At 47.2% G+C, this 19,617-nt stretch carries 14 protein-coding genes; 8 read left to right on the forward strand and 6 right to left on the reverse strand.

Annotated features, from left to right (window positions below; all coding sequences use genetic code 11):
- Positions 1-11 precede the first annotated feature (11 nt).
- From P2W83_RS05705 to P2W83_RS05730, 6 genes are all read left to right on the forward strand, one after another.
- Entirely contained in the window at positions 12-1,034 is a 1,023-nt protein-coding gene (locus tag P2W83_RS05705) for a GHMP family kinase ATP-binding protein (protein ID WP_276132738.1), read from the forward strand.
- 1 nt (position 1,035) lies between these two features.
- Positions 1,036-1,734 (forward strand): nucleotidyltransferase family protein, encoded by a 699-nt coding sequence (locus tag P2W83_RS05710; protein ID WP_276132739.1) that lies wholly within the window; start codon positions 1,036-1,038, stop codon positions 1,732-1,734.
- Positions 1,731-2,858: a glycosyltransferase gene (locus tag P2W83_RS05715; protein ID WP_276132740.1), complete on the forward strand. Its 1,128-nt coding sequence runs from the start codon at positions 1,731-1,733 to the stop codon at positions 2,856-2,858. The genes P2W83_RS05710 and P2W83_RS05715 overlap by 4 nt, the downstream gene beginning before the upstream one ends.
- Before the next feature lie 23 nt (positions 2,859-2,881).
- Positions 2,882-3,904, forward strand: a complete 1,023-nt coding sequence (gene ruvB / locus P2W83_RS05720) for a Holliday junction branch migration DNA helicase RuvB (protein WP_276132741.1) — start codon at positions 2,882-2,884, stop codon at positions 3,902-3,904.
- A gap of 75 nt (positions 3,905-3,979) precedes the next feature.
- The gene (locus P2W83_RS05725) at positions 3,980-5,059 is read left to right on the forward strand and encodes an NAD-dependent epimerase/dehydratase family protein (RefSeq protein ID WP_276132742.1); all 1,080 of its coding nucleotides are present in this window, start codon (positions 3,980-3,982) and stop codon (positions 5,057-5,059) included.
- Between the two features lie 21 nt (positions 5,060-5,080).
- Positions 5,081-6,235: a cystathionine gamma-synthase gene (locus P2W83_RS05730; RefSeq protein WP_276132743.1), complete on the forward strand. Its 1,155-nt coding sequence runs from the start codon at positions 5,081-5,083 to the stop codon at positions 6,233-6,235.
- Between the two features lie 33 nt (positions 6,236-6,268).
- On the opposite strand, the gene P2W83_RS05735 is transcribed toward P2W83_RS05730, so the two are convergent.
- The 3 genes from P2W83_RS05735 to P2W83_RS05745 all read right to left on the reverse strand — a co-directional run bounded on the left by P2W83_RS05735 (position 6,269) and on the right by P2W83_RS05745 (position 12,961).
- On the reverse strand, positions 6,269-7,006 hold the full coding sequence (locus tag P2W83_RS05735) for a GLPGLI family protein (RefSeq protein WP_276132744.1): 738 nt from the start codon (positions 7,004-7,006) through the stop codon (positions 6,269-6,271).
- A 9-nt stretch (positions 7,007-7,015) separates the two neighbouring features.
- The gene (locus P2W83_RS05740; RefSeq protein ID WP_276132745.1) at positions 7,016-9,829 is read right to left on the reverse strand and encodes a TonB-dependent receptor; all 2,814 of its coding nucleotides are present in this window, start codon (positions 9,827-9,829) and stop codon (positions 7,016-7,018) included.
- Between the two features lie 129 nt (positions 9,830-9,958).
- Positions 9,959-12,961: a serine hydrolase domain-containing protein gene (locus tag P2W83_RS05745; RefSeq protein WP_276132746.1), complete on the reverse strand. Its 3,003-nt coding sequence runs from the start codon at positions 12,959-12,961 to the stop codon at positions 9,959-9,961.
- Between the two features lie 317 nt (positions 12,962-13,278).
- On the opposite strand from P2W83_RS05745, the gene mutL reads away from it, so the two are divergent.
- Together mutL and paaE are read left to right on the forward strand one after the other, a co-directional pair.
- Positions 13,279-15,114 carry a DNA mismatch repair endonuclease MutL gene (gene mutL / locus P2W83_RS05750; protein ID WP_276132747.1) on the forward strand — a complete coding sequence of 612 codons (1,836 nt, stop codon included), beginning with the start codon at positions 13,279-13,281 and terminating at the stop codon, positions 15,112-15,114.
- A gap of 36 nt (positions 15,115-15,150) precedes the next feature.
- A complete protein-coding gene (paaE, locus tag P2W83_RS05755) occupies positions 15,151-16,239 on the forward strand; it encodes a 1,2-phenylacetyl-CoA epoxidase subunit PaaE (protein WP_276132748.1) in 1,089 nt (362 codons plus the stop codon).
- 51 nt (positions 16,240-16,290) lie between these two features.
- On the opposite strand, the gene P2W83_RS05760 is transcribed toward paaE, so the two are convergent.
- The 3 genes from P2W83_RS05760 to P2W83_RS05770 form a co-directional block, all read right to left on the reverse strand.
- Positions 16,291-17,271: a hypothetical protein gene (locus P2W83_RS05760; protein WP_276132749.1), complete on the reverse strand. Its 981-nt coding sequence runs from the start codon at positions 17,269-17,271 to the stop codon at positions 16,291-16,293.
- Positions 17,272-17,394: 123 nt separating this feature from the next.
- Positions 17,395-18,798 carry an MBL fold metallo-hydrolase gene (locus tag P2W83_RS05765; protein ID WP_276132750.1) on the reverse strand — a complete coding sequence of 468 codons (1,404 nt, stop codon included), beginning with the start codon at positions 18,796-18,798 and terminating at the stop codon, positions 17,395-17,397.
- 15 nt (positions 18,799-18,813) lie between these two features.
- Positions 18,814-19,512, reverse strand: a complete 699-nt coding sequence (locus P2W83_RS05770) for a zinc metallopeptidase (RefSeq protein ID WP_276132751.1) — start codon at positions 19,510-19,512, stop codon at positions 18,814-18,816.
- Positions 19,513-19,617: the final 105 nt, after the last annotated feature.

Here is a 19,617-nt window from a genome sequence, read left to right on the forward strand (position 1 = left end):
ATTTTGCAGAAATGATCTACAGGAGTAAAGCCCCGTTACGCCTCGGACTAGCTGGCGGCGGCACCGACGTTAGTCCGTATTGTGACCTTTACGGTGGCGCGATATTGAATGCTACGATTTCTTTATATGCATATGCCACTATTGAATTGCTGAACGAACCAGTCGTTCAGCTCGAAGCAATAGACAGACAGGAAACAGTACAATATGACCTTACCGATACGCTGCCTATTGACGGTAAGCTTGATCTGGCAACCGGCGTTTACAACAGTATTGTAAAAACCTATGGCAAACTCCCATCAGGCTTTAAGCTGACGACATTTGTAGATGCCCCGGCTGGTTCCGGCCTCGGCACTTCTTCTACTTTGATGGTAGCAATTATCGGCGCATTTGCAGAATGGCTAAAATTGCCGCTGGGTGAATACGATATTGCGCATCTAAGCTACCAGGTAGAACGCGTTGACCTTGCAATGGCAGGGGGAAAGCAAGATCAATACGCCGCTACTTTTGGCGGTGTGAACTTTATGGAGTTTTACGACGGAGACAAGGTAATTGTAAATCCATTGCGTATCAAGCCACAATACCTGTATGAGCTCGAAAACAACCTGCTGCTCTATTTTACAGCTACCAGCCGACTTTCTTCTACTATTATCGAAACGCAGAGCAAGAACGTTAAAGAAAAAAACCAGCAATCTATCGAAGCGATGCACCATCTTAAAGAACAGGCCCAGATGATGAAAGAGGCTTTGTTGAAAGGTAAGGTTCATGACATTGGTGCCATTCTCGACTATGGCTTCCGTTATAAAAAGCAAATGGCCCAGGGCATATCTAATACCAAAATGGACGATATATACGAGGTGGCACTTAAGGCAGGAGCAACTGGTGGTAAGATATCCGGAGCGGGCGGTGGTGGATTTATGATGTTTTATTGTCCCGCCAACACACGTTACTCGGTACAGCAGGCGCTAAACAATTTTGGTGGAGATTTCCGCGCTTACCAGTTCACACAACACGGGCTGTCAACCTGGAGCATATAATATGGAATGTATCGTACTGGCGGGAGGATTGGGTACAAGGCTACGCAACACCATTGGCGACTACCCTAAGTGCATGGCAGAAGTAAACGGGAAACCTTTTCTCAGGTATATACTCGACTACCTGACATTGCAAAATTGCACCCGGTTGATATTATCACTCGGTTATAAGCACGAAGTGATCAATGAATGGCTGAAGAGCCAGCAGTATAGTTTCGAGATCGTACCTGTGATAGAAAACGAACCACTGGGTACAGGTGGTGGCATACAACTAGCATTGAAGGCTGCAGCAGACGATAATGTCGCGGTCTTGAACGGCGACACTATGTTCAATGTAGAGATCGTACAACAATTAGAACTACACAAGAAATTGGGTGCTGAAACAACACTGGCATTAAAACCAATGAGCGATGCAGGGCGTTATGGATTAGTAAACTGCGATGACAATAACATCATCACTTCGTTCGAAGAAAAACGTGCCGGCGCACAAGGATTGATCAATGGTGGTGTATATATCATTAACCGTAAAGCCTTCCTGGAACATCGCTTGCCAGAAAAGTTTTCGTTTGAAACTGATTACCTCGCGAAGTTTGTATCGGAAGGCAAGTTCTCCGGTTTCATTAGCGACAGCTATTTTATTGACATAGGCATACCAGAAGACTATAATAGAGCGCAGATAGATTTTAAGGAGAAAACATTATGAAGATCGCGATAGTTGGCCCAGCTTATCCGTTACGTGGCGGTGGTATCTCAACTTTTAATGAGCGGCTTGCTGAAGTATTGCAGGAGCTAGGGCACGATGTAATCATCTACTCGTTCTCGCTGCAGTATCCTTCATTCCTGTTTCCCGGCAAATCACAATTTACCGACGAGCCTGCGCCTGCTCACCTAAAGATCAGGACGATCATTAATTCTATCAATCCGTTCAACTGGCTAACATCAGGTAACGAGATAAAAAAAGCCCGTCCAGATCTTTTGATCGTTCGCTACTGGCTACCTTTTATGGGGCCATGTCTCGGTACTATTTTACGCATTGTGCGTGGCAATAAACACACACGCATACTGTGCATTGCCGACAATGTGATACCACATGAAAAAAGGCCGGGCGATTTGGCGTTCACTAAATATTTCCTGAAGCCGGTAGACAGCTTTGTGACCATGAGTAAAGAGGTACTCAAGGATCTGAAAAACCTGACCAATAAACCAGCTAGTTACCAGCCGCACCCTTTGTATGATAATTACGGCCCGGGAGTATCGAGAGAAGAAGCGCTGACCAAACTAAAGCTTCCGGAAGGCAAGTATCTTTTGTTCTTTGGTTTTATCAGAAAATACAAAGGCCTTGACTTGTTGTTGGAGGCTATGGCCGATGAGCGAATTAAAGCAGCAGGCACACAGCTGATAGTAGCCGGTGAATTTTACGGTGACCGTGAACTGTATGAGCAAATAATTGATAAAAACGATCTACGTGACCAGGTACAACTCTTTACCGAGTTCATTCCTAACGACGAAGTAAAATACTATTTCAGTGCAGCTGATCTTGTTGTACAGCCCTACCGGAGCGCTACACAAAGCGGTATCTCGCAGGTAGCCTACCATTTTGAAAAACCAATGGTAGTGACCAATGTTGGCGGACTGGCTGAACTGATACCCGACGGCAAAGTGGGCTATGTAACCGGCTCGGAACCGAAGGCAATTGCCGACGCCATTGTAAAATTTTTTCAGCAGGACCCGGCTGTTTTTGCTGCCTACCTGAAAGAAGAAAAGAAAAAATATACCTGGGATCATTTTACCAAAACACTGCTGGCAACGGCATTCGGCAAGCAGTGACGATATATTCATAATTTAGCGGCATGGAAGGATCGCACATAAGGCCGACAGATAAATTGAGTTCCCAGGAACGGGAATATGAGAACAGTATCCGTCCCCAAACCATAGAAGAGTTTTCCGGTCAGCCCCAGCTGATCGAGAACCTCCGCATATTCATCAAAGCAGCCAACCTGAGAGGTGAGGCGTTAGATCACGTTTTATTTCACGGTCCTCCAGGCCTGGGAAAGACAACGCTTTCGCGCATTGTTGCCAATGAATTGGGCGTAGCGATCAAAGAAACCAGCGGACCAGTGATCGAAAAACCCGCCGACTTGGCAGGCTTGCTCACCAGCCTTGAGCCACGCGATGTATTGTTTATCGATGAAATACACCGACTAAGTACAGTTGTAGAGGAATACCTCTATGCAGCCATGGAGGATTTCAAGATAGATATAATGATAGATAGCGGCCCGGCCGCACGCTCCATTCAGCTCACCTTGAATCCATTCACACTGGTCGGTGCTACTACCCGCTCAGGTTTGCTGACAGCCCCGCTTCTCAGCCGTTTCGGTATCAAATCGAGGCTGGAATACTATAATGCTGAGGTGTTGCAGCGCATCATCATACGCGCAGCTGCCTTATTAAATGTAAAGGTAACCTCAGACGCGGCCATGCAAATAGCAGACCGTAGCCGGGGTACGCCGCGTATTGCCAATGGGTTATTAAGGCGCATGCGCGATTTTGCGCAGGTACTTGGCAATGGCGTCATCGATATGAATATTGTTGAGTATGGTCTGAAAGCGCTGAATGTAGACGAGAGCGGGCTGGATGACATGGACAACAAGATACTATCTACGCTCATCGATAAATTCAAAGGCGGACCCGCAGGTATCAATAATATCGCTACTGCAGTAGGTGAAGAGGCCGGCACTATTGAAGAGGTTTATGAGCCGTTCCTCATCCAGGAAGGCTATATCATGCGCACGCCTCGCGGTCGGGAAGCTACCGAAAAAGCGTACCGCCACCTGGGAAAAGACTGGCGCGCCAGCAATAACAGTTTATTCTAATGCAACAGTAATATCAGGGCTTTCTGCATATTATAGCCTAATTTCGCTTCTATATCACAGTTAAACTTACCCCTTATGCCCAGTGTTTGTATAGTAACAGGTTCATCAGGCCTAATAGGCAGCGAATCTGTCGAATTTTTCTCCAAGAAGTTCGATAAAGTGGTCGGTATCGACAACAACATGCGCATGCGCTTTTTTGGTGCGGACGCGTCAACCGAATGGAATACTACAAGGTTGCTTTCGAAAGTGGACAATTTCGAACACCACGCCGCAGACATCCGCGACATCGAAGCAATCGATAAAATATTTGAACAGTACGGCACCGATATAAAAATGATCGTACACACGGCTGCGCAACCTAGCCACGACTGGGCTGCAAACGAGCCGCTCACCGACTTTACAGTAAACGCCAACGGCACTATCAACCTGCTGGAGACAACACGCAAGCATTGTAAAGACGCTACATTCATCTTTACCTCTACTAACAAAGTATACGGCGATACGCCTAACTACTTGCCACTTGTAGAACTGGACAAGCGTTGGGAGATAGCTGAAGACCATCCATATTTCAAACACGGCATCGATGAACAAATGAGCATCGATCATACCAAACACTCACTGTTCGGTGCATCAAAAGTAGCTGCTGATGTCGTGGCTCAGGAATATGGCAGGTATTTCGGCATGAACGTCGGCATCTTCCGTGGTGGTTGCCTCACAGGGCCTAACCACAGCGGTACACAGCTACACGGCTTCCTTTCATACCTGATGAAGTGTGCTATAACTGGCGACAAGTACACCGTATTCGGTTACAAAGGCAAACAAGTGCGCGACAACATACATGCATGGGACCTCGTGAACATGTTCTGGCATTTCCACCAGGCACCACGCCATGGTGAAGTATATAACGCAGGCGGCGGCAGGTTCTCTAACTGTTCTATGGCTGAAGCCATCGAGATATGTGAGCGCATCACCGGCAAGCCTATGAATTACCAATACTCCGAAACAAACAGGATAGGCGACCATATCTGGTGGATCAGCGATACCTCAAAATTCGAATCGCATTTCCCGGGCTGGAAGCATCATTATAACATAGAAGACATACTCACACAGATATACGCTGCATTCTCTCAAAGAGTTCATGCAGAGCACGCATAACTATTTTGATCAACGGTAACGATGGATAATAAGAAATACAAATTAGGCACTAAGCTGATTCACGCAGGTGTTGAACCAGACCCTACAACCGGGGCTATCATGACACCGATTTATCAAACCTCCACTTATGTACAGGCCGCACCCGGCGACCATAAGGGATATGAATACGCACGTACGCAAAACCCAACGCGTACAGTATTGCAAAATGCACTGGCTGCTATCGAGAATGGCAAATACGGCCTTTGCTTTGGCAGCGGTATGGCTGCAACTGATGCAGTAGCTAAGCTCCTGATGCCGGGCGACGAGGTAATAGTAGCCAACGACCTGTATGGTGGTACTTACCGCATCTTCACTAAAGTGTTTGCATGCTACGGCATCAAGTTCCACTTTATTGACATGAGCAACGCGGAGAATATTCGCCAGCACGTCAACGACAAAACGAAGATGATATGGGCTGAAACACCTACCAATCCACTGCTGAATATCATCGACATAGAAGCCTGTGCTAAAATAGCAAAGGAGAAAAACCTGCTATTGGTTGTAGACAATACATTTGCATCGCCATACCTGCAGAACCCGCTCGATTGGGGTGCAGATATCGTGTTGCACTCAGCAACAAAATATCTTGGTGGCCACTCGGATGTAGTGCATGGTGCTCTGATCATGAACGATCAAAGCCTGGAAGAACGTCTGCGTTTTATCCAGAATAGCTGCGGTGCCGTACCCGGCCCTCACGATTGCTGGCTGGTGCTTCGTGGTATCAAAACACTGCACGTGCGCATGGATCGTCACTGCCAGAATGGTGAAGCTATTGCTAACTACCTGCGCTCGCACGAGAAAGTGGGTAAAGTATACTGGTGCGGTTTTGAAGATCATCCGAACCACGCAATCGCGAAAAAACAAATGCGCGGCTTCGGCGGTATGATATCTTTCGTGCTGAAAGACGACAACATTGAAGCTGCCAACGCAGTGCTGAAGAAAACAAAACTCTTCTCGCTTGCTGAATCGCTGGGCGGTGTTGAATCACTAATTGGCCACCCGGCTACGATGACGCACGGCTCTATTCCGCGCGAGCAACGCATTGCTAACGGACTTGCTGATTCGCTGATACGCCTGAGCGTTGGTATCGAAGACATCGACGACCTGATAGAAGACCTGAAACAAGCAATTGGATAAATGAAAACGCCCGGTTCATCCGGGCGTTTTCATTTATAAGGTTGTCCACCAAATATTGCGTGGGCCATGACTCTTCCAGTCCTCCATGCTTTTGTTCATCTGGTCGAACAGTTCTTTTTGATTCACCTTCTTCCCCTTTTGCGATATTTTGAAATCCTCCTCTTTCGGTTGTACTACGTCTACTTTAGTGGCTATCCATGTAGAGTAGAGGCGGGGAACTGCGAGCTCCAATATCAATCCCGGCAAACCTGAGAACATCTCTGGGCCACCGCTCACCATGATATCATCAGTATAGAAAGCCACTACGTATACTGAGTCGCATATTTTGCCTACAGCCTTTCTGCATTTGTAGTTGGCTATGGTTCGTATCTCGTCTGTGATCCGCCATTTTATCTCGCGCATACTGTCTTGCACCAGGTACTTCTCTTCGAAAATTATCTTCTGTGCGGTTACACTGTCCTTCTTAAAATCAGAGTACACAACATTTTCCGGGGCTGGTGTGCTCAGCCATCTCGACACATTCTCCGTTTCACGACCGGGTTTATAAATGGCTTTACTAGTAGTGAAGTAAAGGTCGAAATAAGAGAGATGGTATTTTGCCAGCTGTGATTTTATCTTATCGTAAAATCTTCTTTGGTCCTCGCCCAGCTCTTCTATGCGGCGATGAATGTTGATCTTGCGTTCGTATTCTACCTTTCCATAGGTAGTGTATTGCGCGGCAGCAGGCAGCGATAACAACACGAGTATGAGTATGTGATATAGCTTATTCATAGGGTAAGATCATTTGACTGTTTCAGCAGGAGCAGTTAATGGTGACTTGGTAAAATTCCAGATCAGGCTGATGAGACCGTAACGGCGTACAGTGTTGTACCGGTCTTCAGTGATATAGTTATTGTTGGCGGTACGATTGAAGCCGATGTTCTGATTCAGGATATCAAATACAGAAGCTCTCAACTCCAACTGGTCATTCTTCAGGAATTTCTTGCTGACATATGCATTCCACTTGAACACATTGTTGTTGCTGGTGAACACTTCTGTCTTTTCCCTGATGAACCAGTTTATATCTGAAGCGACTTCAAACTTCAACGGAAATTCATACTTGATATTGAACTCGTGCTCCATGGACCAATAACTGGCATTAGCTGTATTGATCGTAGAACGGAAATCGTTGTAGGCAACACTTGGCCCAATACTGGCAGAGAACTTCTCGTCCTTGGTTTCGTACTGAAGTTCAGTACCGACTGAATAGCGATTGTTATCGCTCTCGTTACGTTGGTTATTTACATAGCTGATATTGTGGTTGATGCTGTTGTTTACATAAACATGCCAGTACAGGTGGTATTTCTTGATACTGGAGCCAAACCAGAGATTTTGCCAGGCTGAATAGTTGCCATCCACGTTCACATATTGATAAGTACGCACGCCGCGGTCGTTAACGCTATCTGTGCGGCTGATCGCGTTATCGGTGAGCATTAGATTGACACTACCGCCAATATAGCGTCCTGTAAGGGGTTTATAGTTGTTATATCTGGCGGAGACATTGTGCTTGAATTCCTGTGTCAGGTTAGGATTACCTATAGAAATATTAAGCGGATCATTATTATCTGCCAGGGGCTGTAGCTGCTCCAGTGTTGGCTGGCGGGTAGAGCCGTTATAGTTCAGGCTTGCCTGCGCTTGCTTGTTAAACTTGTATGTAAAGTTGGCGCGGGGAAACAAGTTGACGAAATTGTATACGTACGTCGTGTCCTTGTTCAGATCATTTTGCTTGAAGTTGGACGCCGCAACAGACGAACCAATATTGGCATTGATCTTTTTGTTGACGAATTTCAAGCTAGCACCACCAGTATTGGTCAACACTTCGAATTCGTAGTTGCTGCTAAGAAATTGGTTCACGTCGATATAATCAGCCGTTCCTTTATTCTTGTCTGTAGTGATACGGTCTGCTTTACTATTATCCAGTTTGAAAGAATAATTCACTTCCGCAAACAATACTTTCGATAGCGGCTCAGTATAGACCGCTCTTGATGACAGCGCCAGGTTCTCGTTAGCATTCTGCTTTCTCTGGTCTATTGTGTCTATAGATGTCAACTCACCCAGCGTGTCGAAAAACTTGTTGACCGTTTTTAAGAAACCATCATTCTGCTGCTGCCGGTAGTTCTCCGTGATGTTCAGTGAAAAACTACGGCCTTTCTTCATGAATTTCTTCTTCCAGTCCAGCGTGCTGTTGAGTGTTTTTGTAAAGCCATCTGTTGTCTGAGTGCGAAGACTTTCGTTCAGGCTTTCTCCCTCGTTGTTTTTTGTTTCGCTATTGTAGGCTGAGCTGTTGTCTATTTCATTGTAGCCAACTACGGTTGTTATCTTAACAGAACTGAGACTGTCTGTTTTGATATCGTACTGGAAATCTGCCCGGTGTCTCCTGCCTATGTTTAGTTGATCGCTTTTTTGTGATGTAGTATTGTACTTGTCACCAGGCAGGATATACTGGGTCGTCGTACTGTTGTCTATATCTATCTCTTGTTGCGCAAAGCGATAGTTGCCACTGAAGTGGTGTTTATCTTCTGCCCATTTATTGGAATAGTGAGTACCACCTGTATATGCCATGGGAATACCTTTACCATTATAATCGCCATTCCAGCTCGTCATATCATCATCGTTGCCGGAATAATACATCATCACATTGCCCTCATCATCCACTTCTGTATTTCCACCGCTGCCGCCACCAAACTTGTCTCGGTCATCCCAGCCCAGCCCCATCTTGCCTGTGTTTGACATGATACCAAACGCAGATATTTTGCGGTTGCCTTTAAATGCATTCACCATGGCCTGGTTCTCATAATAGGCGCGTTCATCACCCGCACCACCTGCACCTGTTACCCTTCCAAAGTATCCTTTCTTCTGGTCTTCTTTCAGCTGCAGGTTGATGGTCTTTGTCTTTTCACCATCATCAATACCGGTAAACTCAGCCTGGTCGCTTTTCTTATCAAACACCTGTACTTTGTCTACAACTTTTGCCTGCAGGCTTTTGGTTACCATGGCAGGATCGTCAGAAAAGAATTCCTCACCATCCACCAACACCTTTTGCACTTTCTCGCCTTGTGCGATGATCTCACCATCTTTATTCACCTGCAGTCCCGGCAGCTTTTTCAACAAAGCGTCTACGGTTGCATTGTCTTTCACTTTAAAACTATCAGCGACATACTCCACGGTATCGCCCTTTACTTTTATGGCTGCGTACTGCTGTGTAAATACGAATTCCTTCAGCAGGTGTGCTTTAGTCACCATCGGTATCGCGCCCATGTCCACAGGCGTTCCATCTTTTACGTTGGCTACATCCACATAATCGGCAAACCCCGGAAAAGTGATCATGAGAATATACTTACCCGGAGTCTTAGGATGCAGCGTGAAGACGCCGTCGTTATTCGTTCGGGTAAAAGTTTCCATCATGGAGTCTGCTTCATGAATGAGCACGACAGAAGCGCTGGGCAGACCGTTGCTGTTGAGTGTATCCATCACCGAACCGGTGATCGTGTAAGATTGTCCTTTGGCGCAGAACACAGCCAGGGACAGTAAGAGTGTGACGATGGGGCGTAACATAGGGAGCGATGGTTTGAAGTAGTGTGAAGACAAAATTGTCAGGAATAAGTCATAACAGGAAATTTTAAATGTTAAAAAAACTAAAAAGCCGGGACGAGCCCGGCAAATAGTTATCAGCAATAAAATTGATTATCTATGGGTGACCAATTGTGATCGTTGAGTTTCAGCACGGTTGCGTATCACCGGCAATCCCAGTGATTCGTAAATATAGTCCTGCGCCATAGTGCGGATGTTTAGCTTATTGATCAGGTTATTGTTTGCCGATGGCGCTACCCTGTTAGACAGGAATACGAACACAACGCCAGTACCTGGATCAGCCCAGGCAACAGTGCCAGTAAAACCCTGGTGACCGAAGGCCAAACCTGTAGTACGATTGCCCGCGGGTCCGCCATCTTCGCTGTCTGTCGATGGTTTATCAAAACCAAGCGCTCTCCTGCTCACACTCGAACTGTACGCAGTAAACATATCCACCGTTTCTTTTTTGAAGAAGCGTTTGCCGCCATAAGTACCACCGTTCAGCAGCATCTGGAATATTGCAGCAACATCTTGCGCCGATGCGAATACACCAGCGTGACCGGCTACACCGCCCAGTAGAGCCGCGCCCTGGTCATGAACATACCCTTGTATCTGCTGGTGCCTGAATACCATATCATTTTCTGTTGGTGCAATTTCAGACAGCTTGAATCTATCCAGTGGATTGTACCCCGTCCTCTGCAAACCAAGTGGCTTGTAGAAATTAGATTCAACATAAGCATCGATACGCTTGCCGCTTATCTGCTGAACAATAGCCGCAAGGAAGAAATAATCGAGATCGCTGTAAACGTACTTGCCCTTGGTCTCTATAGGAGATGCCAGGATCTTTGCCCATATCGAATCAGGATAATCCTTGCGGAGATAAAGATCTTTCGCCACCTGGATGGTGAAGTTAGCATCAGGTGCTGTCTTGTATAGATCACTACGCAGGTTGCCGCTTGCATCCAGTGTTTCAGTATAGAACGGTATCCATGCTTTCAGTCCCGCCTGGTGCATCAGAAGATCGCGCACTTTAATGCCGGATTTGTTGCTGGTTCTCGTCCACGGCAGGTAATCGCCCACTGTTCTATCCAACTGCAAAGCACCTGTTTCGTACAGGCGCATTACAGCAAGTGTTGTAGACAGCACTTTGGTAAGCGAAGCCACATCGTATATCGTATTCGGGTTTACCCTGTCCACCTTATCCGGCGTACAGAAACCAAAACATTCATTATAGAATATTTTACCGTCTTTAGCAGCCAGCACGCGCGCACCGGGAAAAGCTCCAGCGGCAACTGCACGCTGCATGAACAAGTTCAGTTTATCAAGCGCGTCCGGATTTACCACACCCGCTTTTTCTACGAAGTCAACGGTTGTCAGCGTACCCGCCACCGGTTTCGTAGCCGTGGCATATACTGGCAGCCCTTCCATCTTCATGTTGAAGTATGGCGTTACAGGCAGGTAACCTCTGGCAGGCATTTCTTTCGCCAGCAGTCTTGCTACTGCATTCTCTGTAGCTACATCGTCTTCGTATGCCACAGTTATCGACGAAGCTTCATTGATATTCTTAAGAATATATGGATTACCCATGATCACCAACATCACGTTGGTCTTTTTCTGTACTTGCTTCAGGAAAGCAAGTTGCTTTGCTGTGAGTCCATAATCGCCACCCGATGGATAGAAGCTCATGTTGTGAACTGCCACTATCGAGATACCGCTTTTATCGATCGACTTCAATATTTCATCTCCTTTGTTGTCAGCTGCATTAGCAGGCAGCCATTGCGCATTTACATTACCGTAGGTCTGGCTCAGCTGGTTGAACAAGGTTGTATTGCCCATTGAGTTTACTCCTACATATTGTATCTGCATACCTGTACGTGAGATATCAGTAAGTATGTTGTTCCTGTCGCGGACCACTGTTACTGCGTTCTCTGCAACACGCGTGCGCAACGAGGCAGTATACTTGTTCAGGTCATTAGCAAGATTGTTTACGTCAACAGGCTTCCAATTGTTCAGTCCTGCGTCATACTTCGCCGCCAATATCTTTCTTACCCGCTGTTCCAGGTCCGATTTTTCGATCACACCTTCATTCGTAGCATTTTCGATCTTAGTGATCGCTGTAGGAACGTCTTGTGAGAACAGTAATACATCGTTACCTGCTACAAATGCGCGCAGATCTACTTCACCTGGCGAATAGTATTTAGCAACACCATGCATATTCAATGCATCGGTAAACACCAGTCCTTTGAAACCCATTTTTGTTTTCAGCAGGTTGGCTACCGTATTCTTCGAAAGCGTGGTTGGCGTACGCGGGTCTTTCTCAAGTGCAGGTACCTGCAGGTGCGCCACCATCATACTCTTCACACCGGCTTTTATCAGTTCATTGAACGGGTACAGCTCTAGCGATTGTAATTGTTCCAATGATTTATTAATAGTAGGAAGGTCTTTATGCGAATCTATATCTGTATCACCATGACCGGGGAAGTGTTTCGCAGATGCCATCACCCCATTATCCTGCAGGCCGCGCATATAGGCGATACCCAGTTTGGCCACCCATTTCTTATCCTCACCGAAAGAACGCGCATTGATGATCGGGTTCTTCGGGTTGTTATTTATGTCAACCACAGGACCGAAATTGATGTGCACGCCCAGCCTTTTACACTGCAGGGCGATCACCTTACCTACTTCGTATGCCAATGCGGTATCACGGGTGGCGCCTATAATCATAGCCTTTGGCAGGTCGTCCACACCACTCAGGCGCATACCAAGCCCCCACTCAGCGTCCATACCTACCAATAGCGGCACCTGGGCCATGCGCTGGTACTGGTTATTCAACTGGGCCTGTGCTTCAGGAGTACCGCCCATGAAAATAACCCCGCCTATCTGGCGACTATCCAACATTTGTTTTATCTGATTTTCGTTGTAGTCCTTACCGCCCGAATATGCGGCAACCATGAAAAGCTGGCCTATACGCTCACGGTCGGTTAGTTTATTGTACACGCTATCTACCCACTTCCTCTTTACGGGATCCATAGCTACATCTTTTCTCTGCTGAGCGTTTGCAAAGATCATGTAGAACACTATGAAGAACACCGTAAGCACACTAAATAATCTACCCATAACAACAAAGTTACTCCCGAGAGTTGGGATGGTTATTAAATGTAAACCTTATTTAACTTAATTAAAAACAAATGCCGCGGCCTCTTGAAAGAAGCTGCGGCTTACCCTTTGTACCATTACGAAAACGTTATTACTCTCTTATCCCTCTGGTGCTAAAATATGTGTTCTTTATCCTGCATGTAACGATGTAAAAGTCGTGTTATATTATTCGCCTGCTGATGACCTCAGTCATTCTCAAATGGTGATCCTCATCATATCTTTGGCGGCACTCGGGGATTGAGGGTTAAAGAGTTAACTTTGCGCAACAATTTTGAACCGTGCCGGACGTAATCCAACTTCTATCAGATCATATAGCAAACCAGATAGCCGCAGGTGAGGTTATCCAGCGACCTGCGTCTGCTGTTAAGGAACTGTTAGAAAATGCAGTGGATGCTGGTTCTACCGAGATACAGCTGGTGATCAAAGATGCAGGGAAAGAACTGCTACAGGTGATAGACAACGGATGTGGAATGAGTCCCACAGATGCGCGTATGAGTTTTGAACGGCATGCCACTTCCAAGATCCGCGACATAAACGATCTTTTCTCTATACGAACCATGGGGTTCCGCGGCGAAGCGCTTGCTTCGGTAGCGGCGGTGGCACAAGTGGAGTTGAAGACCAAAAAACAAGACAGCGACGTTGGCACAAGGATAGCAGTAGAAGCTACAGAAGTAAAAGCACAGGAACCCTGCGCGACAGCACAGGGCACCAATATCATGGTGAAAAACCTGTTTTACAACGTACCTGCCCGTCGTCACTTCCTGAAAAGTAATACAACGGAGTTCCGACATATAGTAGATGAATTCACACGTGTAGCATTGGCGCATCCAGCCATTGGCTTCCGCCTTTGGAACAATAACGCCGAACAGTTTCACCTGGAAGGCGGTAATCTGAAAACACGCATCGTAGGACTACTTGGTAACTCTTACGAGAAGAACCTCGTACCTGTAGAAGAGAAAACCGACATACTGAATATTTCAGGTTTTATCGGCAAACCAGAAGCTGCTACCCGCACACGCGGCATGCAGTTCTTCTTCATCAACAACAGGTTTATCCGTAACCCTTACCTGCATCACGCAGTAGTACAGGCATACGAAGGACTGATAGAAAAAGATGCTTTCCCGTTCTATGTTCTGTTCCTCGAAGTTGATCCTGCTCGTGTAGATGTGAACGTGCATCCCACCAAGCAGGAAGTAAAATTTGAGGATGACAGGTTAATGTACACCTACCTGAACGCGGCAGTAAAACATGCGCTCGCACGGTACAACATCGCCCCTTCACTCGATTTTACTCTGAACCCAGAGATACAACAACTTTCGTCGGTACAGTTGCCGAGCACACACGAGCACCGCACTAATACTGAGAAAGGATACTTGTTCAATACTTTCACAGGTAAGAACCAGGCGCACTTTATAGAGAAAAAAGACAGCTTGCAGCAATGGAAAGAACTGTATTCCATCGCGCAGTCGCCTGAAGTATCACAGGCATCGCAACATATAGAGCATACACAGCAGCAGCTGCATGTGCAAAAAGAAACCGACAGCGCCGGAGCAGGTCATAATATTCTGCTGGTACAAGGCTCTATGCTGGTGACCACCGTGAAGTCGGGAATGATGGTGATCCACATCCGCCGCGCACAGGAGCGTATCTGGTACGAACGCCTGCTACAGGAATGGAACGACGGAAGCACACCATCGCAGCAACTGCTGTTCCCTATTTCGTATGAACTGTCACCTCAGGATGCGATATTGCTCAACGAAGCCTTGCCGGATCTGGCCAGGATCGGTTTTGATATTGCCCCTTTCGGTCAAAACACTTTTGCCGTACAGGGTGTGCCGACAGAGCTTCCGGCAGGTGAAGAGAAAAACGTACTGGACGAAGTGGTTGAGCAGCTGAAACACGAGTCGCCTGATGCCGTAGGTAAACGTGCCGATACCTTGCTGATAAATATGGCTCGCCGACTGTCGCGCAGTAGGTATACCTTACAACAACCCGAAAGCCAGCAGGCACTGATCGATGAACTGTTTGCTTGCACACAACCTGAATACACACCGGACGGTAAGAAGGTGTTCACTATGATAAAAAAAGAACAACTGGACGATATGCTGGGATAAGCATACCGTTATTGAATAATTGTTAAGTTTGAAATCATGTCTGCACCAAGATTTTATGAGTTGAAGGTAAAAGAGGTAAGACCCGAAACAGCAGATTGCGTTTCGGTAGCGTTGGAGGTACCGGGTGACCTGCGGGATATATTCCGCTTTGCACCGGGACAGTACCTCACGTTTCGCAAGCATATGGAAAATGCTGAAGTACGCAGGTCGTATTCTATCTGCGTAAGTCCGAGAGACGGTGAGCTGCGCGTTGCGATCAAAAAGGTGGACGAGGGTAAATTCTCTACCCATGCCAACGAGGTTTTGAGGGCAGGCGATGTGCTGGACGTAATGCCGCCACTTGGAAAGTTCTCGCCGCGTAAATCGGAAAAGATACATAAGAACTACCTGGCCATAGCAGCCGGTAGCGGCATCACCCCTATCATGAGTATCATGAAGACGGTGTTGGAAGATGAGCCTAATAGCAACTTCACACTCATATACGGAAACCGCAGCCGCAATACGATCATCTTTCGCGAGGGTATAGAAGCGCTGAAGAACCAGCATATGCAAAGGCTGCGTGTATACCACGTACTTAGCCGTGAGCATATGGAGTTTCCGCTGTTCAATGGTAGGATAACCGCTGATAAGGTTGCCGAGTTCGCTGATACACTGATCGATCTGAACTCTATCGACGAAGTATTTATTTGCGGCCCCGAAGACATGATCCTGTCTACCCGCGAACGTTTGGTAAACATGGGCATGCCTTCTGCAAACGTGCATATAGAACTGTTCACTTCTCCTGACCAGCCCAAACGTTCACACGAGAAATGGGCATCGGAGCATTCAGAGGACAAAGGACCAATGAGCAAAGTGAGCATCATACTCGATGGTACTACCTTCGATATGGATCTTGCTTACAATAGCGATAACATCCTGGATGCTGCACTGAAGCATGGCGCAGATCTACCTTATGCCTGCAAAGGCGGCGTATGCGCTACCTGCCGTGCGCGCGTAACAGAAGGAGAAGTGGAAATGGAAGTGAACTATTCTCTGGAGCCGGATGAAATCGCCAAAGGCTTTGTGCTGACCTGCCAGGCGCACCCCAAATCAGAAAGAGTAGTTGTCGATTTCGACGCACGATAAAAAAGAAAAGGGCCGGTGAATCACCGGCCCTTTTTATGTTTCGTTCATTTGTTATTCAAACAATAAAGCATCCTGTCCGAAGAAGTAAGAGATATTCGGCATTATCAACCACTGGCGGCTTGTACCATCGGGATAGAAGTCGCGCTCTGCTATAGGCACAGCACCATACACACCAACTTTCCACTGACCATAACGGCCCATGCGGTAAAACGCAGAACCAGCGAGGTTCATGGTGAAACCTTTTGAATCGAACGACTCGCGGTAGTTGTTGTTGATATCTAGGTATAGATCATTCCTCAGATGATAGAACACTAACGGACCAGCAGAGATGCCGGCGCGCGTGCCTGTCAGGTGACCTTCTACGCGCAGCATCAGGTCGCCATTGCGGTACAGCTGGCGCGACAATGGATAGTCGGCATTGCTATAGCCCAGTTCGTTGATGGGTGAAGAGCGCAGATAGTCATTGCCGTTGTAGCGTATGATAGGTTGTTGGTAACCTACAGCAAAGCTCACGAAGTCTTTGTACTGGCCGCTAGCACCCAGTATCAGGTCTGTGCTACCTTGTCCCGGTTGATACACCATAGGCAAACCACGGCCTTTACCATCTGTAAGGCTGGCGTTTGTCAGTCCCAGTTCAACACCACCGGTAAACTGCCAGCTAAAACCATCGGCATAAGGCAGGAAGTGCGTATAAGCTACCGTCAGGTCGCCAATGCCGCCGATCTTCGCCAGTTCACCGCGCGTAGCGTAGAAAGGAAGACGCGTGTCGAGGTATCCATGCTCGTGCAGCGGTATTCTTACTGCAGCATGAGGCATATTGATCACCACATCCCTTTCGCCTTTGGCCATAGTGTGGCCAAGGTTAAGTTCTACGCGGTCGTTCTCATAAGTTTCTTCGTCGAAAGCCAAAGCAGCACCCGAACGCAGGCCACCGATTGCAGAAAGACCGGGGTCACCACTGCCCTGTGCACCAGCGCTCAATGCGCCCAACGACATGGCTATAGACAAACAAAAAGTGGAAATATGTTTCATATTCAAAACAATAGTCTCTCAAATATAGTTTTATAAACTTGAATTTTATAGGCCTTGCCGGTTTTTTAGAAATGAAAAAGCCACCTTGCGGTGGCTCTCTCTAGCGTTTATCATAAAGTATGACTATACATTCTGCTCCTGCGGAGTAACGATAGGGATGTTCTTTATGGTCTTGATCTTAGCGAAACCTCCCAATACATTCCTCAGATTATGGTAACCCTGGCGCTTCAGCAGCGAGGCTGCTATCACCGAGCGGTAGCCCCCCGCACACTGTATATACAGGTTGTTGTCTTCATTGATCATAGCCATATTCACAGGATCAATCAATGAATCCAGCGGAACGTTTTGCGCACCTTTAATGTGTGCTGTAGCAAATTCACCGGGCTTGCGTACGTCGATGATCTCCAGTTTGCTGTCGTGTGGTATATCCATCGCCAGTTCATCCGGCTCTATGTCGATGACCATATCCAGCTTTTCACCGGCAGCAACCCACGCAGCGATACCGCCATCCAGTACACCTTCCACGTTGTCGATACCAACACGGGCGAGGCGAACCACGCTTTCTTTTTCTTTACCGGGTTCGGTTACCAGCACTAGCTTTTGCGTGAACGGTAGCAGGCTACCAGCCCACTCTGCAAAACGGCCGTCGAGGCCTATGCTGATAGCATCCGGCACAAAACCTTCAGTAAATACTGTGGCTGCACGTGTATCAAGGATCCAGGCGCCTTCCTGTACACGCAGCTTGAACTGGTCTACAGACAATGGTGTAAGACCTTTATTCATCACGTCTTCCAGGCTTTCATAACCTTCACGGTTGATCTTCGCATTGATCGGGAAGTAAGCCGGAGGCGTAGAAAGACCTTCGGTAACTACCTTAACGAATTCCTCTTTGGTCATATCCTGCAGCGCATAGTTGCTGGCTTTTTGCTCGCCAATAGTGCTGTACGTTTGCGGACCGAGGTTTTTACCGCAAGAAGAACCAGGACCATGCGCAGGATATACGATGATATCATCATTCAGGGTCTTGATCTTGGTGTGCAGTGAATCGTACATCATACCCGCCAGCTCTTCTTTGCTCAGGTTGCCGCTGAACAGGTCAGGACGGCCAACATCGCCTACGAACAGGGTATCACCTGTAAACACGCAGTATGGTTTACCGCTTTCGTCGTTCAACAGGTAGCTGGTGCTTTCCAGCGTATGGCCGGGGGTATGCAGCACTTTCAACTTTACATTACCGATAGCGAACTCATCGCCGTCGTTGGCCACCTGTACTTGAAAATTGGTCTTGGTGTTTGGACCGTATATGATCGGCGCACCGGTCTTCCTCGACAGCTCGAGGTGACCGCTCACGAAATCGGCATGAAAATGCGTTTCGAAGATGTACTTGATCTGCACACCTTTTTCTTCTGCCATTTTGATATAGGCATCCACGTCACGAAGCGGATCGATCACGGCGGCTTCGCCATCGCTATCGATAAAGTAAGCAGCTTCGCTAAGGCAGTTGGTATATAATTGTTGTACGTTCATATTCCAGATTTAAGTTTAGTCTCTACGGTTCATGAAAATTAGTATGTAGTATACGAGCGTCGCCACTGCGCTTATCGCTGCTACTACGTAAGTACGAGCTGCCCATTTCAAGGCGTCTTTCGCTTTGTCATGCTCTTCCCTGGTGGTCAGCCCCGAAGCTTCCATCCAGCGCAATGCTCGATGGCTGGCATCATACTCTACAGGCAAGGTAACCAAAGAAAATATTGTAGAGAAGGAAAATAAGATGATTCCAATCAGCAGCAGTGTCTGGTTGCCATGGCCAAAGCCCATAAAACCAATACCCGCCAGTATGATCCATTGTGAAAGCGTAGTGCTGATCTGTGTAATGGGCACCAACTTGCTACGCAGCTGCAGCATGCTATAGGCCGTAGCGTGTTGAACTGCGTGGCCGCACTCGTGGGCCGCCACCGCTGTAGAAGCGATGCTGGTGCCGGCATATACATCCGGACTTAGGTTAACAGTTTTGTCTGCGGGATTGTAGTGGTCTGACAAAAAGCCTTGCGAAGAGGTAACGGTCACGTCATAAATGCCGTTCTCCCGAAGCATGCGTTCAGCCACTTCTTTACCGCTGAGACCTTCGCGCAGGGGTATCTCAGAATACTCCTTGAATTTTGATTTCAGCCTGCTGCTTACCACCATACCCACCAAAAACAGGATACCGGCAAGCAGATAATAACCCATGTAAGCTCCCATGATCTATTCTATTGTTTCTCTACTCTCTATCAAATTGCCTACCAATGTAAAAATGGCAGACATACAAAGTTACTTTATCTGCATGATATTGGTTGTTAACACCAT

Source organism: Polluticoccus soli (genome assembly GCF_029269745.1).
Taxonomy (GTDB): Bacteria; Bacteroidota; Bacteroidia; order Chitinophagales; family Chitinophagaceae; genus Polluticoccus; species Polluticoccus soli.